26 protein-coding genes and 1 pseudogene are annotated in these 18,991 nt (G+C 40.7%); 11 read left to right on the top strand and 16 right to left on the bottom strand.

Annotated features, from left to right (window positions below; genetic code table 11):
- Nucleotides 1-141: 141 nt before the first annotated feature.
- The 5 genes from mtnA to RMY31_RS15860 all read left to right on the top strand — a co-directional run bounded on the left by mtnA (nt 142) and on the right by RMY31_RS15860 (nt 3,874).
- Complete coding sequence (gene mtnA, locus RMY31_RS15840; RefSeq protein ID WP_322665186.1) at nt 142-1,203, top strand: S-methyl-5-thioribose-1-phosphate isomerase; 1,062 nt, start codon at nt 142-144, stop codon at nt 1,201-1,203.
- A gap of 101 nt (nt 1,204-1,304) precedes the next feature.
- Nucleotides 1,305-1,742, top strand: coding sequence for a YidH family protein (locus tag RMY31_RS15845; protein ID WP_322665184.1), 438 nt, complete (start codon nt 1,305-1,307; stop codon nt 1,740-1,742).
- Nucleotides 1,743-1,950: 208 nt separating this feature from the next.
- The gene (locus tag RMY31_RS15850; protein WP_322665182.1) at nt 1,951-2,373 is read left to right on the top strand and encodes a hypothetical protein; all 423 of its coding nucleotides are present in this window, start codon (nt 1,951-1,953) and stop codon (nt 2,371-2,373) included.
- Nucleotides 2,374-2,586: 213 nt separating this feature from the next.
- Nucleotides 2,587-3,264, top strand: coding sequence for an alpha-ketoglutarate-dependent dioxygenase AlkB (locus tag RMY31_RS15855; RefSeq protein ID WP_322665180.1), 678 nt, complete (start codon nt 2,587-2,589; stop codon nt 3,262-3,264).
- Nucleotides 3,265-3,400: 136 nt separating this feature from the next.
- Nucleotides 3,401-3,874: a hydrogenase maturation protease gene (locus RMY31_RS15860; protein ID WP_322665178.1), complete on the top strand. Its 474-nt coding sequence runs from the start codon at nt 3,401-3,403 to the stop codon at nt 3,872-3,874.
- A gap of 32 nt (nt 3,875-3,906) precedes the next feature.
- Here RMY31_RS15860 and RMY31_RS15865 read toward each other — a convergent pair whose 3' ends face one another.
- The 3 genes from RMY31_RS15865 to RMY31_RS15875 are packed head-to-tail and all read right to left on the bottom strand — an operon-like array spanning nt 3,907 to nt 6,020.
- Complete coding sequence (locus RMY31_RS15865) at nt 3,907-4,281, bottom strand: hypothetical protein (protein WP_322665176.1); 375 nt, start codon at nt 4,279-4,281, stop codon at nt 3,907-3,909.
- 16 nt (nt 4,282-4,297) lie between these two features.
- The gene (locus tag RMY31_RS15870) at nt 4,298-5,584 is read right to left on the bottom strand and encodes a SagB/ThcOx family dehydrogenase (protein WP_322665170.1); all 1,287 of its coding nucleotides are present in this window, start codon (nt 5,582-5,584) and stop codon (nt 4,298-4,300) included.
- Complete coding sequence (locus tag RMY31_RS15875; RefSeq protein WP_322665168.1) at nt 5,568-6,020, bottom strand: ankyrin repeat domain-containing protein; 453 nt, start codon at nt 6,018-6,020, stop codon at nt 5,568-5,570. The genes RMY31_RS15870 and RMY31_RS15875 overlap by 17 nt, the downstream gene beginning before the upstream one ends.
- Before the next feature lie 405 nt (nt 6,021-6,425).
- On the opposite strand from RMY31_RS15875, the gene RMY31_RS15880 reads away from it, so the two are divergent.
- Nucleotides 6,426-6,635, top strand: coding sequence for a molybdopterin-binding protein (locus tag RMY31_RS15880; protein ID WP_322665166.1), 210 nt, complete (start codon nt 6,426-6,428; stop codon nt 6,633-6,635).
- Between the two features lie 108 nt (nt 6,636-6,743).
- Here the strand turns inward: RMY31_RS15880 and RMY31_RS15885 are convergent, their stop codons facing one another.
- The 6 genes from RMY31_RS15885 to RMY31_RS15910 form a co-directional block, all read right to left on the bottom strand.
- The gene (locus RMY31_RS15885) at nt 6,744-7,040 is read right to left on the bottom strand and encodes a ferrous iron transport protein A (protein ID WP_322665164.1); all 297 of its coding nucleotides are present in this window, start codon (nt 7,038-7,040) and stop codon (nt 6,744-6,746) included.
- 54 nt (nt 7,041-7,094) lie between these two features.
- Nucleotides 7,095-7,394, bottom strand: coding sequence for a 2Fe-2S iron-sulfur cluster-binding protein (locus tag RMY31_RS15890; protein ID WP_214432594.1), 300 nt, complete (start codon nt 7,392-7,394; stop codon nt 7,095-7,097).
- A 180-nt stretch (nt 7,395-7,574) separates the two neighbouring features.
- The gene (locus RMY31_RS15895; protein ID WP_322665231.1) at nt 7,575-7,946 is read right to left on the bottom strand and encodes a HesB/IscA family protein; all 372 of its coding nucleotides are present in this window, start codon (nt 7,944-7,946) and stop codon (nt 7,575-7,577) included.
- 134 nt (nt 7,947-8,080) lie between these two features.
- Nucleotides 8,081-8,884: a HesA/MoeB/ThiF family protein gene (locus RMY31_RS15900; protein WP_322665161.1), complete on the bottom strand. Its 804-nt coding sequence runs from the start codon at nt 8,882-8,884 to the stop codon at nt 8,081-8,083.
- Nucleotides 8,885-8,894: 10 nt separating this feature from the next.
- The gene (gene nifW / locus RMY31_RS15905) at nt 8,895-9,212 is read right to left on the bottom strand and encodes a nitrogenase-stabilizing/protective protein NifW (protein WP_322665159.1); all 318 of its coding nucleotides are present in this window, start codon (nt 9,210-9,212) and stop codon (nt 8,895-8,897) included.
- Nucleotides 9,209-9,427, bottom strand: coding sequence for a CCE_0567 family metalloprotein (locus RMY31_RS15910; protein ID WP_322665157.1), 219 nt, complete (start codon nt 9,425-9,427; stop codon nt 9,209-9,211). The genes nifW and RMY31_RS15910 overlap by 4 nt, the downstream gene beginning before the upstream one ends.
- 35 nt (nt 9,428-9,462) lie before the next feature.
- Here RMY31_RS15910 and RMY31_RS15915 point away from each other — a divergent pair, with 35 nt between their 5' ends.
- Nucleotides 9,463-9,660 carry a hypothetical protein gene (locus RMY31_RS15915; RefSeq protein WP_322665155.1) on the top strand — a complete coding sequence of 66 codons (198 nt, stop codon included), beginning with the start codon at nt 9,463-9,465 and terminating at the stop codon, nt 9,658-9,660.
- Nucleotides 9,661-9,726: 66 nt separating this feature from the next.
- Here the strand turns inward: RMY31_RS15915 and RMY31_RS15920 are convergent, their stop codons facing one another.
- From RMY31_RS15920 to RMY31_RS15950, 7 genes are all read right to left on the bottom strand, one after another.
- The gene (locus RMY31_RS15920) at nt 9,727-10,203 is read right to left on the bottom strand and encodes a NifX-associated nitrogen fixation protein (protein ID WP_322665153.1); all 477 of its coding nucleotides are present in this window, start codon (nt 10,201-10,203) and stop codon (nt 9,727-9,729) included.
- A complete protein-coding gene (nifX, locus tag RMY31_RS15925) occupies nt 10,200-10,613 on the bottom strand; it encodes a nitrogen fixation protein NifX (RefSeq protein WP_322665151.1) in 414 nt (137 codons plus the stop codon). The genes RMY31_RS15920 and nifX overlap by 4 nt, the downstream gene beginning before the upstream one ends.
- A gap of 139 nt (nt 10,614-10,752) precedes the next feature.
- Nucleotides 10,753-12,072 carry a nitrogenase iron-molybdenum cofactor biosynthesis protein NifN gene (gene nifN / locus RMY31_RS15930; RefSeq protein ID WP_322665149.1) on the bottom strand — a complete coding sequence of 440 codons (1,320 nt, stop codon included), beginning with the start codon at nt 12,070-12,072 and terminating at the stop codon, nt 10,753-10,755.
- Nucleotides 12,072-13,508, bottom strand: a complete 1,437-nt coding sequence (nifE, locus tag RMY31_RS15935; protein ID WP_322665147.1) for a nitrogenase iron-molybdenum cofactor biosynthesis protein NifE — start codon at nt 13,506-13,508, stop codon at nt 12,072-12,074. Before nifE ends, nifN begins: the two co-directional genes overlap by 1 nt.
- 257 nt (nt 13,509-13,765) lie before the next feature.
- Nucleotides 13,766-14,113: a Mo-dependent nitrogenase C-terminal domain-containing protein gene (locus RMY31_RS15940; protein ID WP_322665145.1), complete on the bottom strand. Its 348-nt coding sequence runs from the start codon at nt 14,111-14,113 to the stop codon at nt 13,766-13,768.
- A 178-nt stretch (nt 14,114-14,291) separates the two neighbouring features.
- The gene (nifK, locus tag RMY31_RS15945; RefSeq protein WP_322665141.1) at nt 14,292-15,827 is read right to left on the bottom strand and encodes a nitrogenase molybdenum-iron protein subunit beta; all 1,536 of its coding nucleotides are present in this window, start codon (nt 15,825-15,827) and stop codon (nt 14,292-14,294) included.
- A 196-nt stretch (nt 15,828-16,023) separates the two neighbouring features.
- A complete protein-coding gene (locus RMY31_RS15950) occupies nt 16,024-16,239 on the bottom strand; it encodes a hypothetical protein (RefSeq protein WP_409878012.1) in 216 nt (71 codons plus the stop codon).
- Nucleotides 16,240-16,286: 47 nt separating this feature from the next.
- Between RMY31_RS15950 and RMY31_RS15955 the strand changes: the two genes are divergently transcribed.
- The 4 genes and pseudogenes from RMY31_RS15955 (at nt 16,287) to RMY31_RS15970 (ending at nt 18,984) form a co-directional block, all read left to right on the top strand.
- Nucleotides 16,287-17,705: a site-specific integrase gene (locus RMY31_RS15955; protein ID WP_409877990.1), complete on the top strand. Its 1,419-nt coding sequence runs from the start codon at nt 16,287-16,289 to the stop codon at nt 17,703-17,705.
- Between the two features lie 59 nt (nt 17,706-17,764).
- A complete protein-coding gene (locus tag RMY31_RS15960) occupies nt 17,765-18,166 on the top strand; it encodes a hypothetical protein (protein ID WP_409877991.1) in 402 nt (133 codons plus the stop codon).
- A gap of 145 nt (nt 18,167-18,311) precedes the next feature.
- Nucleotides 18,312-18,572, top strand: coding sequence for a hypothetical protein (locus RMY31_RS15965; RefSeq protein ID WP_409877992.1), 261 nt, complete (start codon nt 18,312-18,314; stop codon nt 18,570-18,572).
- Nucleotides 18,565-18,984 (top strand): annotated as a pseudogene (locus RMY31_RS15970) (retroviral-like aspartic protease). The gene RMY31_RS15965 and the pseudogene RMY31_RS15970 overlap by 8 nt, the downstream one beginning before the upstream one ends.
- Nucleotides 18,985-18,991: the final 7 nt, after the last annotated feature.

Genomic DNA, 18,991 nt, shown 5'->3' on the forward strand with positions numbered 1-18,991 from the left:
TTGCAATTTTGCAGCTTGATTAGAGGACGTTCATAAATTGAAATCAAGGTGTAGTTGTTCAACACAACAACCGCTTTGATTTCAATCTGTAAAAGTTTATTATTATCTCAATAAAGTTAAAAAAAGTTATTGCCTCTTTTTATGACAGATTATACAACCCAGGTATATCCGGTGATTTGGCACAACGACTCAGTGTCATTAATCGATCAAACTCGCTTACCAAACGAGTATGCAATTGTGGAAATTCACCGCAGTGAAGACATGGCGCAGGCGATTAAAACCATGATTGTGCGCGGTGCGCCAGCAATTGGTGTTGCGGCGGCATACGGGATGTATCTGGGGGCGAGGGAAATAGAGACAAGCGATCGCCACGAGTTTTTAGAAAGCTTAGAAAAAGTTGCTCAGTTGTTGCGTTCTACCCGTCCGACAGCGGTGAATTTATTTTGGGCAATAGGGCGGATGCTGAAAACTGCCTACGAAACCCTAGGAACAGTAGAAGAAATCAAACAAACCTTGTTTGAGACAGCGCAAACTATCAATCTTGAAGATTTGCAAACTTGTCAGGCGATCGGCGATCGCGGCTTGGCAGTATTGCCCAGAACTCCAGAAAAGCTGACGCTATTGACTCACTGCAACGCTGGGGCATTAGCTACTGCTGGTTACGGCACAGCCTTGGGTGTTGTGCGTTCCGCTTGGAGGGAAGGACGTTTAGCGCGTTTATTTGCTGATGAAACTCGTCCTCGCTTGCAAGGTGCTAAACTCACGGCTTGGGAATGCGTGCAAGAAGGTATTCCGGTGACATTGATTACTGATAACATGGCAGCCCATTGCATGAAGCAGGGTTTGATTCATGCTGTTGTTGTGGGTGCGGATCGAATAGCTGCCAATGGCGACACCGCTAATAAAATTGGTACATATAGTGTAGCGATCGCAGCTAAAGCCCATAATATTCCTTTCTTCGTGGCAGCGCCGCTTTCAACAGTTGATTTTGAATTATCCGATGGCAGTCAAATTCCCATTGAAGAACGCAACCCAGAGGAAATTTATCGAGTCGGCGATACTAACCTCACACCGTTGGGTGTTGATTTTTATAATCCAGCTTTTGATGTCACTCCAGCTGAATTAATTACAGCCATAATTACAGAAAATGGAGCATTTGCTCCTAGTGAATTAGCAAAATCTCAGTCACAGTTAGTAATGTGAGAATTCAGGGGTCAGTTGTCAGTGGTTAGGAATCAGTTGCTAACACTCTCCTCTGCCCCTTGCCTTCCCCTGTCAGGAGTCAGATTGATTGAGAAGAATTCATGAGTAAATTGCCACAAATTGACCGTCAAAGGGAGCATCAAGCGAACGAACGCACTTTTCTTGCTTGGCTACGCACTTCTGTTGCATTAATTAGCTTTGGTTTTGTGATTGCGCGATTTAGTATATTTTTGCGGCAACTTCATATCGCTATTACTCAAAAAGAATCTTTTGTACAATCATTCTTAAACTCGGAAAATTTGGGTGTGGCTTTAGTAGTTTTTGGAATTTTGACTATTGCTTTGGCTGGATGGCGATATAACCAAGTTTTTTGGCAAATTGAACGAGGTAATTACAAACCTAATCGGTTTCTTATTTGGCTGATGACTGGAGCAGTAATTATTTTAGGATTGTTCTGTATACCTTTACTGAGATGGCGTAATAAATTGCCTTCTCAGTTTCCTATTCCAAATCAACCGCAATCTCGAAATCTGTATTGACTATCGTTTTTATTCGCTGGAGATAAATCAAAGCTGTGATTTTTTACTTAAAGATAGCTGTCGCTAATTTCACTATTTTATGAGTTGGAATAACTAGTATTGATTTTGTAGCTGAAAGTTGTAGCGTAATGTACTAAAACTTTTATAAACAGTGCGTTAGGCTTGCCTTAATTAACTTCAACAAAACTGAAATTTAAACGGTAAGCTTGTGTCTGATATAGCGCTACATAAATATTTTCCTCGCCTTCCCGAAGCAGCACTGCAAGAGTTTACAGAATGGTGTGTTTTAGAGCAGGCCAAAGCAGCAGGATGTAACTTTACTCCAGATAGAAGTAAGTTAAATAACTTACCGCCAGGAGAATATATTCCGAAACTTGTCGATCAGTTTATGAAAGTTAAACCCGATCCCATTAAAGCAGGTTTAGTAGCAGCGATCGCGGGCAAAGAAGCTGACAAACATGCTTTATCAGGTTTAGCGATCGTCGCTGATTTTGTATCGCTTTATGTCAAGTATTTAATTCCTAAAGATGGTGATACTCCAGAAAAAGTAGAAGCAATTTTGACTAAAGCAGGACAACATCAGTGTGAAAAACTTGTTGAAATTGGTAGAAAACATGGTGTAGAGTTCTAGTTCTACACTGATAACCCATCCTTCAGAGGCTTTGTCTGTATCATCAGCCAAAGCCTTTGTTTTCGCAACTTCCTATTTGAGTAACGCCACTCGTTATCTTAGAATTGAAGATATTTATCAAGAAATTTTTTATATTAAGAATAGGCAATTTGAGACAAGAAAAATAAAGAGATATGAAAGACAATTTACTATAATACTTTAAAAAGGGATTTTATGAAAAAAAAAGCACTTATAAATGCCATTCAGGGAGATTTATTTTCTGGCTTCTCCTCTGTTAGAGATGAACCTACAGATATTACTGAGAAAGAAGTAATATCTATGCCAGAAGCAGACGTTATATTCTATCGACAATTTTTTAATTTACAAGAGAGCGATGAACTTTTTCAAACCTTATTTAACGAAATTCAATGGCGACAAGATAGTATGAAGATTTATGGTAAAGAAGTAAATTTACCTAGAAAAACAGCTTGGTATGGAGATAAAGGTAAGTCATATACATTTTCAGGTATTCATCTTGAACCAGAACCTTGGATATCTACACTGTTGCAAGTAAAAGAAAAAGTAGAGGAGATAGCAAAAGTTAGATTTAATAGCGTATTGCTAAATCTTTATCGAGATGGAAATGATGGAATTTCCTGGCACACCGATGCCGAGCCAGAACTAGGTAATAATCCAGTAATTGCTTCTGTTAGCTTTGGCGGAGCAAGAAGATTTATGTTTAGACATAAACATAACAAGGACTTGAAAGCAGAAATTGAGTTAACACATGGTAGTTTCCTTCTTATGGCAGGTTCAACACAGCATTTTTGGCAGCATCAGATACCAAAAACATCAAAAAAAGTTCAACCAAGAATTAATCTGACTTTTAGAGTAATTAATTATTCTTGTTAAGAGAATTTGGTAAATAAACAATTTTATTTATTGTACAGATATAAACAAGAACATAGTGTGTAATCAATAGCAGCAGCATTTTCGCTAATGTGCTTTAACTGAATTTACAGTTGCTTTAATAATTTAATATTTATCCATGCTAACTATTATCGGTTGCGGTAATCTTAATCGCAGTGATGACGCAGTAGGCGTAATTATTGCCCAACGCTTGCAACAATATCTAGCTGAAAACCCTCATACCAATGTGCAGGTATATGACTGTGGAACCGCAGGTATGGAAGTAATGTTTCAAGCTAGAGGTAGCAAACAATTAGTAATTATTGATGCCAGTTCAACTAATTCAGAACCGGGTGCTATATTTAAAGTTCCGAGCAAAGAATTAGAATCTTTACCGGAACCCAGTTATAATTTGCATAATTTTCGTTGGGATAATGCTTTAGCCGCCGGACGAAAAATATTTCATGATGACTTTCCCGAAGATGTGACAGTTTATTTAATTGAAGCGGCGAATCTTGATTTCGGACTAGAATTAAGTCCTGTTGTGAAACATTCTGCTGACCTGGTTTTTGAAGAGGTAGCTGCAATCATCAGACAGAATGTTAAAAAGTGATAATGTTTGGCTGGGTTTTTTACCCATCATATTTATGCCATATCGCGGTAAACAGCGAGTTCATCTACCCTCATTTCAAACGGTATACCTTGACTTTCTGGGGGACAAACGCGAATTTTTGCACTGGTGATAATTTTGTTAAGTAACGTCCCCATTGGCACCATTTGTTGTAATATCCGCCAGTTAGTAACTTGGTCGGGACATTCAATTACTAATGTCATTGCGCTAGCGTGAGTTGTGACATACCAGCGACAGTTAGATAGGAGATTTTGAATTGTGCGATCGCAAGCTTCGTAAAAATATCTGCTAATAGAATACTCTAGTTGCTGCCGCAAGATGATATCTGCCGATGTCGGCTGCATTGGATGAAATTCTTCGCTATTAAAGGAATACTGTCTTCTAGCCATTTTTCTAATTTCCTACTTAGTTTCCAATTGTCATTGCATAAAGAACATCTTTGGTTGTTTCTAAGAATCTTTGAGTTTCGTCGTCATAGTATGCACCAATTCCACTACATTGAATTGCCATATAGTTGCTACCCAGATAAACTCTTTGTCCGAGAAAATCGGCTATTTGCATAGCAGTCTGATAATTTGTGTAGTCAGAAACAAAAAATAAAGTTACAGCACAATCTCTCGCGATCGCCTGATTAATGCATAAGTAACCTGTCTGTTCGCTGAAATCACCAGCTTTCAGCAGATGCTTGCCTTTATATAACCCTGGTGACATCCCCTCTACTCGATGCACAACCGAGTAAATTTCTATTTCCTCATAGTTTTCAGTCGGTATTGGCTGCTGAAGTTGCTGCCATATATATAAATAATCTACTTGGGAAATAAATTGTTTCCGGAAACGTCGAGTCGAACGTCTGTTGTAAACAGTTTGATGAAATTTATCTTTATCAAACTTAAACTGAGGCTGTTCTAGTTTCTGTTGGCAACTTGGTTGTATAGCTGTTACTTGATAGTTAGCTTCAATAAATTGATTGGCTTCAAAATAATCAGTTCCACAAACAAAAGGAACTTTCAGCCTTAAGCGTCTGACTTTCTTCTCTTGCATTTCTCCTGAGATAACACAAGCTGTAATAAACTCTTTATTCTCAAAGCCTAAATCTGTATTGAGGGCGAGTTTATCAAAGTCAAAAATTAACTGGATATCTCTGTCATGAAGATATGCTGAAGCTGCGATGCTACCTAAATGGTGTCCGCTATCCAACAAGCAATATCTCATGCTTCTGTCTTGATATTTCCAACTAGACCTATAATAAACACTACTAATTAAAAAAATGAATCCGCTGATACTTTTGGTCGGTATAATGTAACTCTCTAAACCATCATCAATTAATTCATAGATTAGTGTTAGACAATTATTCTCAACTTCTAGATGATATACACCATCTATCATTCCTTGCATACCACGAATCTGTACATAGACTTCTGTGGGATATAGAGCGCCTGCTGAAGGATTTACCCGTAGTTTATAAGGCACATCCTTATATACCTTCTCTAAGGTGACAGTACTAGTTAACCAGATAAAAGAATGAATAGGATTATTGACATTTAATTGCACGCGTCTATAAAATTTTGGATAAATTTTAAATGTAGACGGTTGAGTTGGTGCATCTACATAGTTTGGATTCACCTGCACCGATAAGTAAGAATGCTTGGTTGCATCATGATAAGCTCTGCCTAGGTTATGATTTTGTGGCATTTTTGAGTATCCTTAAAACTTCTACATTGCTGGCAAAATCTATTGCTTTATAATCATCTAAGTTTTGTAAATATAGATTAGGTTGATGTTGCAAAAGTAACTTAACTACTTCCTTTTTTCCGGCCGAAGCTGCATACATTAAAACAGTTGCCCCATTATCATTTTGGTTATCGATATTAATTTTTGCCGCCAATAGCAAATTAATTAAATCGTAGTGGTTACCAAAACAAGCAAACCACAAAGCATTGTTACCATCATTGTTTCTAGCATTAATATTTACACCTAAATCAATCAGTTCTTTAACGACTGCGTAGACTCCTTCTCTTGTAGCTTTCATCAAAGCCGTGTCGCCATTTTCACCATGCTGATTTAAATCTTCACAAGTGTAACCTTTTGTAAGTAGCCATTGCTTTGTTGCTTCAGTCAAATTATTCATAACTAGTGCCTTATCTAAATTTGCTTGACAAAGTAAATGGTGGACGATGCCCACTATTCTTAAATAAAATAGTATGAAAATAATTTTTGTTTAAGCTGTACAAAACAAAGATGGAAAAGCTCATATTCCCAACTTATTCTAAGAAGTCGGGAATCTTTTAGCAGAAACTGAGCGAGCATTCGATATAGCCTTCAGTAGTTATTTTCGCAAAAATATCATTCAAATACTGCCAAGCAAAACCAAGTAGTATTCCTATATTAACTATCTAACAGAGGTATCGCTGTTAACTTACATGTTGTATAATACTTACTTTATTCAAATCATTAAGAAAACTTGAATAATTTTCTTTGTATTATAAAAACTTGCTAATTTGGCAAATATTAGTAACTAACAGGAAATGAAAACATGGAAATTAGCGCTCGTAATTCTCTCAAAACCACAGTTAAGAAAGTTGTAACTGGTTCAGTTAATACCGAGGTTACTTTAGAGCTAGCGCCTGGCATAGAACTAGTGTCAATTATCACCAAATCATCGGCAGAAAAGCTTGGACTTGTAGAGGGTAAGCAAGCTTACGCCGTAATTAAATCATCGGACGTGATAGTTGCTGTTGATTGAAAAATAGGCGACTTGCTTTTTCTTGCAAGTCGCCTGTAGAGCCTTTGAGTATTTTAGGGTGGGTAAATAGCCTGCCCTATTTTCATTTAAATACAAAGTGCCATAATACTAATTATCAATAATGCGAACATAAATAGTGCGGGCAACTTCTCGTTCTATATCAAAGGATAGATTTCCAATTCCGATCAGCAAAGTGGGAAACTGCTGTTCTAATGTGATAATAGTGCCTGTTTTCACACCGATTGATATTATTTTTTTGTATATTCTTTCATCGTGAACTTTGCAGAAAGTGACGATGCCTCTCTCTCCTATTCTCAGTAATTCTAATGAGCAGCCAATCACGTTAAAAGGGGTAAACATTTGAAGTGTGAAGTATGAAGTATGAAGTATATGTTTCTCCCTCATACTTCATCCTTCGTTTTTTATTTGGTTGCTAAAGATGGCAGCCAAAGCGATCGCTTACACAAGATATGCTTCTTGATGTGTCTTAATTGTGCAATTAGAACGGGGATAGCTAACACAAAGTAGAGCAAAGCCTTTCTCAATTTGCTCGTCATCTAAGAAGTTTTGATCTTCTTGATTAACTTCACCTTCAACTACTTTACCTACACAACTAGAGCAAGAACCTGCATGACAAGAGAAAGGTAAATCAATACCAGCTTCTTCTGCTGCATCCACAATGTTAGTATCTTCATCCACTTCAATTGTGGTATCGAGGTCTTCCTTTTTGTTGATTAATCTAACTTGGTAGGTAGCCATTTTCCGATTCTCCTCTAAAGTTATGATTCGGTTGGTTTCTCGAAGTTTTTTAGTCTTTCTTCCCCACGCTTCGAGAAAAGGTGCGGAGTGCCTAAAATAATTAGTAATTCGTAATTCGTAATTCGTAATTTTAATTGAGTAGGAATAATTACGAATTACGCATTATCAATTACGAATTATTTAGCTGCAAGGTACACCAGTAGGCGTGCAATCACCTGCTTTGAAAGACTTGCCGCAACCACAGGTATCACTTGCATTGGGGTTAGTAAACTTAAAACCGCTTTCTATCACCCCTTCGACAAAATCGATTACAATTCCTTCTAACAAAGGCGCACTTTTGGCATCCACATAAACCAGTACGTTGCCTTGCGGGATAACTAAATCATCTGGTTGTGGTTTGCTAGTGATGTCGATCGCGTATTCATAACCACTGCAACCACCATCTTTTACAGAGATGCGGACACCTTTAGTTGTGCTATTATCATCGGGAGCTGAACCTCGCAGGAATGCCCGCAGACGAAATTCTGCTTTTTCTGTCAAAGTAACGGTCATTAAGTCTCCTGGTTTGTAGCGATTAATTGTTCTGATTTCGAGTGTGAGTTGTGTTATTTGTAGAGACGCGACGCCAGTCGCCTCAACGGAGGGAACCTCCGCACAGCGCTGGCTCATTAATCGCGTCTCTACGACTAATGCGTGCAATTGCTGCTGGTGGGTTCCATGGAATTAGCTTGCGCGTATCTCCAAGGTGCGTTGTTACCGCATACTGGACAAGTGCGATCGCGTCCTGAACGGCGCTTGGCAAATTCCATCCGATTAAAATCAATTGTCAGCAATTGCGACAATAGAGGTTGGCTAAACCCAGTAATCAACTTCACCGCCTCCAGTGCTGTCAGACAAGCCAACGTTCCAGAAACAGCGCCCAGAACTGAAAAGCCGCGCCGATCCCAATCGGGTTTTTCTGGAAACAGACACGATAAACAAGGAGTCACACCAGGAATAATCGTCGTCAGATAAGCCTCCATTCCGTCCATTGCGGCTTCTACCATTGGTTTGCGCCAACGCACACAAGCTGCATTCAACAAATCGCGTTCCGTGAAATTGTGAGCGCAGTCCAACGCCATATCAGCGGATTGCACCAAAGAGTCTACGTTTTCCGGGGTAATGTAATCATGAACTGCTTCTATCTGGATGTCGGGATTAATAGCCTCCAGAGTTTCTTTAGCTTTGAATACCCTTGGTTTGCCTACCCAATCATCCGTCATCAGAATCTGACGATTCATATCATCCAGTCGCAAGTCACCACCCCGGACTAAGATTAGTCGCCCAACACCCGCTACTGCTAAGTAAAGCGCCGCCGTACCGCCTAATCCCCCCACACCCGTAACCAGAACCGTCGCTGACTTGAGGCGCTTCTGAGCTACTTCGCCAAAATTTGGGAGCATCATTTGGCGACTGTAGCGTTCTAACTCTGTAGGCGTTAGGTTTATCACTTTGTAACTCCTAATCAGAAGTGATTTCTGTCAGCGTGACTACATTCTTCGGCTTGTCGTTAAACACTTTGAACAGCTTTTGTTCGTGGGGTGTTGACTCCAGAAAAACCTCATAAGCTGTTTGCAAAGCTAAAGAATATTGTTTGAGCTTTTCTTCTGCACTCAAGTTAGGATAATTCTCATCAATTTCCCTCATGTATTGGGAAAACTTCTTCAAAATATGCAAACGATTTACATTCACAAATTTCTGGTCGTAGGGCAGATTAAAAAACTGCAAAAATTCTTCTGTATCTGTGAGTTGTTTGAATTCTTCAATAGTCCCAGTCATTTAGCATTCTCCAATTTTTTTAGCTGTTGCTTAAGTTCATCTAGCTCGCGATAGATTTCATAAGTTGCAGCCGCCACATCCATAAGTTGTTTGTAATCTGTTGGCAGACCTTCCGCTAAATCGTGCAGATCCATCTTCATTTGACCTGCTTTACTATTAAGCTTTCTAATCTGCCCTTTAAGTTCCTCAATACTTGTTTCTCCTACCTGCACCATCAACTTCTCCTTGTTAAAAGAGTGCTGAGTTATGAATGGCTTACCTTGATAAAGGGCAGTTTGCTGAAGTCGAGCCACTGCCTTGCGGGGGTTCCCACGGCAGTCCGCTCAAGTCGGGAAACCCGCCCACGCGGCTGCCTCCCCGTTGTAGCAAGTGGCATGGGATTCATAGGGTAAACCCCTATGAAGAACTGCCTCACCACGCAACTGCCCTCGTCTTTGTGCCTTTGTAGTAAAAAAATTTCTTCAACCACAAAGACACTAAGACCAAAAAATAAATTTTTCACAACTCAGGATTGTTACAGCTTGCCAACTTCGGGGAAGCGCTTCGCTAAATCAATCCCTTTTTGGACAAACTTTTCTCCCTCTTCAGCTAGTTTTTCTAGTGAATCAAAGCCGAAGCGATGAGCATCTCGCAAAGTTTTCATGGCTAGCAAAAGACGACCAGAAAAGACAAGCGCCCAGCCAAATCCTTCATGACTCAAGTCAACTACTACTTGAGAGATTAAACCTGTTTCCTGTTCAATACCTGCGGCGACAGCGCGAAAAAATGCCATAATCCGTGCTTGGGTAGCCGGATCGACTTCACCCTCAAGAGAAATTTCGCGTTTCTTTTGTTTGGTAACAACAAAGGGTTTAAGAATTAACTCATCTGACCAATTTCGATAAAATCCGTAAGTATCTTGACCCCGGATTTGTTGTACCAATGTCTTGAGAAAAGGAGAGTTAAAGACTTCAGTAGTAATTGTTCCGTTAACACTATTATTTTCGCTCATACGGTTGCTTCATTTTCAACGTCATCTGTAAAATTTGAAGTTTTCGGTTGTAAAGCTTTACGCAACCAAGGAGGAGGATTACCCTTGAGAGTTTGTACTAACTTAGTTAGTATTTCATTAATTTCTTCTTCTTCTGATTTCGCCTTAACCGGGGTCACACCTTTCTTGATTAAGCGAGCTGCGGCACTACCACCAATTGCTGTTACGTAAATAATTGTGCAATCATTTATCGCTTCAAGTTTTGGTGTGATTTTATCCTCATTGCCATCTTCTTTAAGGTCACCAGAAAATGTCAGAGTTTCCAGAAATTGATAGCCTTCATTTGAGACTTCATAAACATCAATTTCTCTTGCCCATCCGAAGTGAGCATTAATATGAATGTGGTCACTAGTCGTAAAGGCAATTTTCATTGTTAGTTGTTAGTTGTTAGTTGTCAGTGGTTAAGAGTCAATGGTCAATAGCTAAAAACTCTTAAACTATTAACTTTTGTACAGACGCGATTAATGACTTTTGTACAGACGCGATTAATCGCGTCTCTACTTTTGACTATTACAAAACACCGTGGAAATGTTTAGCTCTTTCTTCTTCTGCCTCTAAAAAGAGGTTGCCAATGCCGAACAAAAGCTCCATTGTGCCGCGATAGCCGACTTTGGTGAATTGCCCATTACCCAAACGGTCATAAATGGGAATGCCGAGACGGTATAAAGGCATTGAAAGACGTTTAGCGATCGCACCTACGTTAGAATTACCAATCAGTAGATCGGAGCCAACAGCTAGTTGCTCAAAGTCTTCCAAATCACCAATGGTCACACTTTTAATCGGTAATTGTTCTAACAGTGGCGATTTTGTCGTTGTCACCGCCGCATGAATTTGAGTACCCATTGATTGCAGGAAATTCACTGTTGACCACAACAAGTCTGGTTCCAACGCTAGGGAGACTCGCTTCGCACCGAAGTAAAAGTGAGTGTCCAACATCGCATCCTGCAACTGGCGGCGTTGGCGGCGGTATTTTTCTGGAACGCTGTTGCTGCTCAAAATCGCCAATGCTTGCAAGAATTCATCCACTGGTTCCAAGCCAGTCAGTTCGCCAAACACCTCGTAGGGGATGCCAAATCGTTCTTCCAGGATTTTGGCTGCACCCCGCATACTCTCGCCCAAAGCGATGGTGAAGGCAGAACTACCTACTTCTCGTAACTGTTTCACAGTAGCGCCACTGGCTGTGATAGCGCTGTAGCCATCTTCTAGATGTCCATCCAGTGAAGCGCCTAGGTTAGGTACAAAGATGGGCACTAATCCAAAAGCAGTCACCATCTCTTTAATTTCCTGCACATCCCCCGGTGTGAAAGCAGAACCCGCCAAAATCGTCACTTGCTCGGTTTTGATTCCACCCGCTTTCGGAATGTCCTTAACTATGCTCTCAACAGCAGCGGCAAACCCATCTTGCAGCGCGCCTTTAAAATCAGGTGTGGGAGCAAAGACAATCGGCAGATGATCTAGTTCGCGGTGGCGTTTGCGAATATCCTTCAGAAACCGCTCTATATCATCACCTCTAGTTTCTGTCAGCCCTGTGCTGCATATACCAATAATTTCGGGATTTACCTTTTCTACTAGGGTAAGAATTGCTTGCTCTAAATTCTCTTCCCCACCCAAAATAGTAGTGACTTCTGTCATGGCTGTAGTAGCAAGGGGAATTGCTTCCCGAAAATGCCGTACAAGCACAACTTTGGCGAAGGCAGTACAACCTTGGGAACCGTGGAATAAAGGTATCATCCCTTTCAATCCCAAGAAGGCTAAAGATGCACCCAAGGCTTGGCTTTGCTTGAGAGGATTAACAGCAACTGATTTATTGGGAACGGTAACGATCGCCATTAAATTATCTCCTCCATCGACGCAAACAGAGAACTATCAGTATCTCTCCCTGCTAATGTTCCTTTGTCTTCATCCCAAGGAGCAGGCTTACGTATTTGTTCCCAAATGGGGCTATAAAGAGCTTCGTACAGTTCTCTTGCCATCTCAATCATCCCTACGTAGCCTGCATAAGGATGGTGGCGTTCTTGGTTAATATCTAAGAAAGGAATCCGGGCTTTCAGAGCTGTGTATTGGTTACGACCACCAGCAATCAACATATCTGCTTTGGTGTCTTTAACCAGTTGTAGTAATTCTTTGGCGTTGCCTTTCTCCAGCATGATGCCATCGTTGCCGATTAATTTCTTAATCTTGGCTTTATCTTCTTCAGTACTTTTTCTGGTGCTGGTAGCAACAACTTCTATCCCCAAGTCCTTAGCTGCGGAGATAATCGACCAACTCTTGACACCGCCAGTATATAGAACAACCCGCTTACCTTTGAGTCGAGCGCGATAGGGAGCCAGTGCTAAATCTAGGGCAACAGTTTCTTGGGCAATCAGCTTTTCTGTACGCTCCTGCAAATCAGGATCGCCCAACTTAGCGGCAATGTTCCGCAAACAGCGGTTCATATCATCAATGCCGTAAAAAGACTCTTCAATGTAAGGAATACCGTAGCGTTCCTCCATCTTTCTCGCCATGTTGAGCAGCGCCCGCGAGCAGATCATCACATTGAGTTTGGCACGATGGGCGTAGCGGATTTCGTTGTAGCGAGCATCGCCGGTAATTTTGGATAATACCCGAATGCCTAATTTTTCTAACAGTGGTGTTACTCCCCACATCTCCCCGGCGATGTTGTACTCACCGATTAAGTTAATATCATAGGGTGTTGTATGTTCCGGTTCTGCTGTGCCGACAACATATTCTAACAAAGATTCACCACCGAAACGGTTGCCCAGATTTTTACTTCCAATGAATCCTGGAGCAATCACAGGAATAACAGGAGTGCCTGTTTTTTCAGCCGCAGCTTTGCAGACTGCATCAATATCATCGCCAATCAGAGCAGTCACACAGGTAGCGTAGACAAACACTGCTGCGGGTTTGTAGCGCTCTTGAACTTCTAGAATTGCCTTGTAGAGCTTTTTCTCACCACCGAAAATGACATCATTTTCCGTCATATCAGTGGTAAAACCCATCTTGTACAGCTGAGGTCCAGACGAGAGACTACCACGACTACCCCAAGAATTGCCAGCACAAGCGATCGGCCCGTGGACTAAATGCGCCGCATCGGTAATTGGTACTAGAGCAATCATCGCACCATCAAAAGCACAGCCTCCTTGAGCCGCTCCTGGTTGTGCCTGTTGCGTACAAGATTTGTTTTTCTTTTCTCCCTGTTTGTGCTGATTATGTTCGCATCCTGGCTCACTGAGCAACTCGTTGATTTTGCCTTGGGTGATTTTCATCTCTCTTCTCTTGCTGGATGGAAGTTGTAAATTGTCCTTTGTCAGTTGTGAGGCAGTTCGTTGGAGAGACACTGCGTTGCGTGGGTTTCCGCAGGGTAGCAACTGCCTAACCTGTAAGGGTTAGTTATCACTTTCTACTGACCAAATAACTAGTGCAGCTTGGCAGAAATAACTATCCAGTATAAAAAGGTGAAAAAGCTAATAGTAAAAGCTTACTTAGCTTCTGCCATCTGCCTCCTGCCTTCTGCCTTCATCTACTAACAAATATATTTCGTGACATCTTCTCCACACTCATCAGTAAGATAAGATAAGGCACGAAAACGCATTCCTACAAACTCGTCATATAAGGGATTAAGTTTGCATAAAGGTGGGATATCTACAGTCCGCCCAAATAAATTAATAGTTCGCTCAAAAGGACAGCAACAAGGAATTACTTGGCAAATGAGATGAGCGAGTCGATAATTTTTAACCTCAAATCCATCTACCACCTTACGCAATGGATTGAGGATATTGTTAAACCATCCCGATTTTTTATAATTAGGTGGATGGTAATTAACATGACTATGTGTATGGGTCTGAGCGTGAGTGTGATTGATAGTTTCCATAAATAGATACCTCTAGGTAAATGCAAGGAAGAAAAAGGTAAGGAGGGTATTGGGTATTGGGTACTGGGGATTGGGTATTGGAGATCGGGAAAACTCTTCCCTATCTCCTAGTCCCTAGTCCCCAGTCCCTAATTCCTTTCCTTACCCTTGATTAGCACGCTGCGGGTGAATGCAATTTCTAACGAATCAAGTCGTAGGAAATATCGGTCTTGGAAGGAATATTGGTGTTGCGATCGATTTCCTCGAAGATTGTATTGACAATCCAGTTGAGTAAGTTGATTACACCTTGGTAGCCGATTGTGCTGTAGCGGTGGTAGTGGTGACGATCCATGATAGGATAGCCGATTCTCACGAGGGGAATCTTGGTGTCGCGCCACAGGTACTTACCGTAAGAGTTACCGATGAGCAAGTCTACGGGTTCGGTGAACAGCAAAGAACGCATGTGCCACAGGTCTTTACCACCCCATATGGTTGCATTCTTGCCAAAAGGACTAGAATCTAGCAACTCTTGGAGTTCTTTCTCAAACACTTCGTTGGTGTTGTGAACCAAGATATGCACGGGTTCGGCACCCAATTCCAGCATGAAGCCGACTACGCTGTATACCAAATCTGGCTCACCGTAGATAGCAAAGCGCTTACCATGAACCCAAGCGTGGGAGTCAGTCATGGCATCAACCGCACGACCGCGTTCAATTTCCAACTCTTCAGGAATTGGCTTACCAGACAGTTCGCTGAGTTTCATCAAGAACTCATCAGTAGCCTTGATACCCCAAGGACGGGAAACTGCAACTTCTTGCTTCCATTCTTTGGCGATGTACTCGCGGGTCTTAACTGTGGAGTGTGATTGCAGAAAAACTGTAGCTTTGGCATTAATTGAATCTGCTGCATCTTCCAGCTTTGTACCGCCTGGATACATATCGAACTCACCTGTGTTGGGTGAATCCAGGTAGTCGCTGTTATCAGCCAGAATGGTGTAGTCAAAACCAAACAGGGAAGCAATCCGCTTGATTTCCCGGTTGTTGCCTACATAGGTATCAAAACCTGGGACGAAGTTGATTTTGCCGTTGCTGGTTTCTTTCTTATGACCCGCAGTCAGGTTAGAAAGAATTCCCTTCATCATGTTGTCGTAGCCAGTGATGTGGGAACCGACAAAGCTGGGGGTGTGAGCAAAGGGTACTGGGAAATCTTGGGGAACTGAACCTGCTGTCTTGGCATTACCTATAAAAGCCTGCAAGTCATCACCAATTACCTCTGCCATACAGGTGGTGCAGACGGCAATCATCTTGGGCTTGTAGAGTTTGTAGGAGTTCGCCAAGCCATCAATCATGTTTTGCAAACCACCGAACACCGCTGCATCTTCAGTCATTGAAGAAGACACACCAGAGAATGGTTCTTTGTAGTGACGGGTCAAGTGGGTGCGGAAGTAAGCAACGCAACCTTGAGAACCTTGTACGAAGGGAAGAGTGCCTTCAAAACCAACAGCAGCAAAGATTGCTCCTAAAGGTTGGCAGCCCTTTGCAGGGTTAACAGTCAATGCTTCACGGGCGAAGTTTTTTTCACGATAATCCCAACTCTTCGTCCATTCTGCAACCCGCTTTACTTCTTCAGGGTCGTGACCGTTTTCAAACTGCTTTTTGTTCTCGAATAATTGTTGGTACTCCGGTTGGTGGAATAGCTCTACGTGGTCTTGAATCTTGTCTGGATTCTGAGGCATTTCTGGATCTCCAAGCTTACTGAAGTCGTTACTAATCGAGGAATAAGGACTGCGGCGGGAGTGGAGAGTGGGAATATAATTCAAAATTCAAAATGTAAAATTAAAAATTACTAATTAATAATTCTTAATTTTGAATTTTGGATTCCCCTACTCCTTCCTGGGGTTTTAGCCCCAGGTTTTTGTCTCTTCCATTTCTCTATACGGCAGCTTTAGCTTTAGCTTCAGCTTTCTTGCTCCAAGGAGCGCCGATTAATCCCCAAGTTGGGCTGTTGAGTGCTAAATCCATGTCACGAGCGAAGATGGCGAATCCGTCGTAACCGTGATAAGGGCCGGAGTAATCCTTTTTGTGGTTTAATTGCTTTAAACAGCCTAATGTTTGCAGTAAGCAATGTCTGTAACGAACATTGTTCATTGATGACACATTTATTTTTAGGCTAAATCTAGGCTAAAAACACAGCGATGCACAACCAGGGTAAAGACAAGTATCAGCAAGCCTTTGCAGACTTGGAGCCAGTTTCATCTACCGATGGCAGTTTTCTTGGCTCAAGTCTGCAAGCACAGCAGCAAAGAGAACACATGAGAACTAAAGTACTACTGGAATTAGAGAAAGTAAATCTGCGTTTGAAGTCTGCAAAAGCAAAAGTGACCATTAGAGAATCGAATGGAAGTTTGCAGTTACGTGCGACGTTACCAATTAAACCGGGAGACCAGGACAAAAATGGAACTGGCAGAAAGCAATACAATCTCAGTTTGAATATTCCTGCAAACTTAGATGGATTAAAAACGGCGGAGGAAGAAGCTTATGAATTAGGCAAGTTAATCGCTCGTAAAACTTTTGAATGGAATGATAAATATTTAGGCAATGAAGCAATTAAAAAAGACTTTAAAGCTATAGGTGAATTACTGGAAAAATTTGAAGAAGAGTATTTTAAAACTCATAAACGCACGACAAAAAGCGAACATACTTTTTTTTATTACTTTTCTCGGACAAAGCGATTTACTAATCCTAAGGATTTAGCAATTTCTGAAAATCTGATAAATTCAATTGAAAAAATTGATAAAGAATGGGCTAGATATAATGCAGCTAGAGCTATAGCTGCATTTTGCCTAACATTCAAAATCGAAATTGATTTATCTAATTATTCCAAAATGCCTGAGAATAATTCCCGGAATATCCCGACTGATGGTGAAATATCTGAGGGAATTACCAAGTTTGAAGATTACCTGAATAATAGAGGTAATCAAGTTAATCAAAATGTTCAAGATAGCTGGCAGCTTTGGCGATGGGCTTATGGAATGTTAGCAGTTTTTGGTTTACGTCCGCGAGAACTGTTTATTAAACCTGATATTGATTGGTGGTTGAGTGAAGAAAATTTAGATTTGACCTGGAAAGTGCATAAAGATTGCAAGACTGGGGAAAGACAAGCATTACCGTTACATAAACAATGGATTGAAGATTTTGATTTAAGAAATCCGAAATATTTAGAGATGTTGGCAACGGCAATTAGTAAAAAAGATAATACTAATCATGCAGAAATAACAGCATTAACCCAGCGAGTTAGTTGGTGGTTCCGTAAAATTGGATTAGATTTTAAGCCGTATGATTTACGTCACGCTTGGGCAATTCGGGCGCATATTCTTGGGATTCCAATTAAAGCAGCGGCAGATAATTTAGGTCATAGCGTGCAAGTTCACACCCAGACTTATCAGCGTTGGTTTTCTCTAGATATGCGGAAGTTGGCAATTAATCAGGCTTTGACAAAAAAGAATGAGATTGAGTTGATGAAAGAGGAAAATGCCAAGTTGAGGATGGAGAATGAAAAGTTGAAGCTGGAGGTTGATAAATTGAAGATGGAGTTAGTTTATAAGCATAGTTAAATTATAATGTGGTGCGTTGCGCTGCGCGACAACACACCCTACGACTGCTTTTATTTACTATGGAAGAAAACATTCCAAAATATAGATTGTGTACCGTAAGCTCAGTTAATATGGCTGAAGCTTTAGACTATTTTGCAAATTTTATTAAAGAAAAAATCTTTTATAAAGATAAGGAAGCATATCTGTGTATTGAAGGCTCTTTGTTAATATTCCATTATTCTGGAATACAAAACTTAGTATTCGTTGAGATACATTGCTATGTGATTGCAAAACCAGGAGAAGGTACAATTCATTTTGTAGCGATCGCAAAATTTGTTAAGTTTTGCTATTTACAAAAAATAGATATAAAAATACTGAGAAACAGATCGGTTGTTCCTTCTTTCATGGGTGCGATAATGTCAGATTTTTATCACTCTTTGTCATACAAGAAAGCAGTTATCGATACCGCACAAGTAAGTTAAAGCCTAATTAGAACAATGAGTAATTCAAGATTTAAACTTTGGGAATGGAGATGCTTTATCACCACAATTAAATTTATTAAACAATTAGCTACAATATGATATTAGTTAAACTAAATTCATTCCTTGCCTATTCATTATTGGCGATATGCTGTTAAATGAACTGTTACAGACTGTTAGTAAACTATCCCATCAAGATAAATTGCGCCTTATCCATTTCCTCTTGCTGGAGGTAGCAAGGGAAGAAGGATGCAATTTAGAATCTACTGATAATCAAGAGCAGGAAAATGCACTGCTGAAGCAACTGGAATCCACTGAAGCAGTTGTATGGTCTCCTTATGAAGCGTATGAAGCAGCCCAGACATTATCTGAGCTTCTTAGAGCAGCAAAGCAGGAAGACCATGCTTGACGGTAAAAGATTTCCTTTTATTGAGCGTAGTAATGCTGTTGGTGTTTCCAGCGCCATGCCATATTTACCATTGACTTTGACTTATAAAAACCAATCCATTGAAGTTATTGCTTTGCTGGATACAGGTGCAAGTGTTAATGTATGACCTTACGAAATTGGTCTGCAACTGGGAGCAGTTTGGGAAGAACAAAAAGTCCCAATTCAATTAACCGGGAATCTAGCTCGTCTGGAAGCACGGGGATTCGTGCTATCAGCTACAGTTGCAGAATTTTCCCCTGTCTTGCTTGCATTTGCTTGGGCAAAATCTACAGAAACACCTCTGATACTCGGACACATGAATTTTTTTGCAGAGTTTGATGTGTGTTTTTACCGCACTGAGTTGGCTTTCGAGGTGAGTGCAAGAAGAAAATAGTAAAGGT

Source organism: Dendronalium sp. ChiSLP03b, from assembly GCF_034531165.2.
GTDB classification, from domain to species: domain Bacteria; phylum Cyanobacteriota; class Cyanobacteriia; order Cyanobacteriales; family Nostocaceae; genus Dendronalium; species Dendronalium minutum.

What these genes read in the sequence shown, in the direction of transcription:
- mtnA (WP_322665186.1), top strand. Translation starts at nt 142, where the DNA reads ATGACAGATTATACAACCCAGGTATATCCGGTGATTTGGCACAACGAC.
- RMY31_RS15845 (WP_322665184.1), top strand. Translation starts at nt 1,305, where the DNA reads ATGAGTAAATTGCCACAAATTGACCGTCAAAGGGAGCATCAAGCGAAC.
- RMY31_RS15855 (WP_322665180.1), top strand. Translation starts at nt 2,587, where the DNA reads ATGAAAAAAAAAGCACTTATAAATGCCATTCAGGGAGATTTATTTTCT.
- RMY31_RS15860 (WP_322665178.1), top strand. Translation starts at nt 3,401, where the DNA reads ATGCTAACTATTATCGGTTGCGGTAATCTTAATCGCAGTGATGACGCA.
- RMY31_RS15865 (WP_322665176.1), bottom strand. Translation starts at nt 4,281, where the DNA reads ATGGCTAGAAGACAGTATTCCTTTAATAGCGAAGAATTTCATCCAATG.
- RMY31_RS15870 (WP_322665170.1), bottom strand. Translation starts at nt 5,584, where the DNA reads ATGCCACAAAATCATAACCTAGGCAGAGCTTATCATGATGCAACCAAG.
- RMY31_RS15875 (WP_322665168.1), bottom strand. Translation starts at nt 6,020, where the DNA reads ATGAATAATTTGACTGAAGCAACAAAGCAATGGCTACTTACAAAAGGT.
- RMY31_RS15880 (WP_322665166.1), top strand. Translation starts at nt 6,426, where the DNA reads ATGGAAATTAGCGCTCGTAATTCTCTCAAAACCACAGTTAAGAAAGTT.
- RMY31_RS15885 (WP_322665164.1), bottom strand. Translation starts at nt 7,040, where the DNA reads ATGAGGGAGAAACATATACTTCATACTTCATACTTCACACTTCAAATG.
- RMY31_RS15890 (WP_214432594.1), bottom strand. Translation starts at nt 7,394, where the DNA reads ATGGCTACCTACCAAGTTAGATTAATCAACAAAAAGGAAGACCTCGAT.
- RMY31_RS15895 (WP_322665231.1), bottom strand. Translation starts at nt 7,946, where the DNA reads ATGACCGTTACTTTGACAGAAAAAGCAGAATTTCGTCTGCGGGCATTC.
- nifW (WP_322665159.1), bottom strand. Translation starts at nt 9,212, where the DNA reads ATGACTGGGACTATTGAAGAATTCAAACAACTCACAGATACAGAAGAA.
- RMY31_RS15910 (WP_322665157.1), bottom strand. Translation starts at nt 9,427, where the DNA reads ATGGTGCAGGTAGGAGAAACAAGTATTGAGGAACTTAAAGGGCAGATT.
- RMY31_RS15915 (WP_322665155.1), top strand. Translation starts at nt 9,463, where the DNA reads ATGGCTTACCTTGATAAAGGGCAGTTTGCTGAAGTCGAGCCACTGCCT.
- RMY31_RS15920 (WP_322665153.1), bottom strand. Translation starts at nt 10,203, where the DNA reads ATGAGCGAAAATAATAGTGTTAACGGAACAATTACTACTGAAGTCTTT.
- nifX (WP_322665151.1), bottom strand. Translation starts at nt 10,613, where the DNA reads ATGAAAATTGCCTTTACGACTAGTGACCACATTCATATTAATGCTCAC.
- nifN (WP_322665149.1), bottom strand. Translation starts at nt 12,072, where the DNA reads ATGGCGATCGTTACCGTTCCCAATAAATCAGTTGCTGTTAATCCTCTC.
- nifE (WP_322665147.1), bottom strand. Translation starts at nt 13,508, where the DNA reads ATGAAAATCACCCAAGGCAAAATCAACGAGTTGCTCAGTGAGCCAGGA.
- RMY31_RS15940 (WP_322665145.1), bottom strand. Translation starts at nt 14,113, where the DNA reads ATGGAAACTATCAATCACACTCACGCTCAGACCCATACACATAGTCAT.
- nifK (WP_322665141.1), bottom strand. Translation starts at nt 15,827, where the DNA reads ATGCCTCAGAATCCAGACAAGATTCAAGACCACGTAGAGCTATTCCAC.
- RMY31_RS15950 (WP_409878012.1), bottom strand. Translation starts at nt 16,239, where the DNA reads ATGAACAATGTTCGTTACAGACATTGCTTACTGCAAACATTAGGCTGT.
- RMY31_RS15955 (WP_409877990.1), top strand. Translation starts at nt 16,287, where the DNA reads ATGCACAACCAGGGTAAAGACAAGTATCAGCAAGCCTTTGCAGACTTG.
- RMY31_RS15960 (WP_409877991.1), top strand. Translation starts at nt 17,765, where the DNA reads ATGGAAGAAAACATTCCAAAATATAGATTGTGTACCGTAAGCTCAGTT.
- RMY31_RS15965 (WP_409877992.1), top strand. Translation starts at nt 18,312, where the DNA reads ATGCTGTTAAATGAACTGTTACAGACTGTTAGTAAACTATCCCATCAA.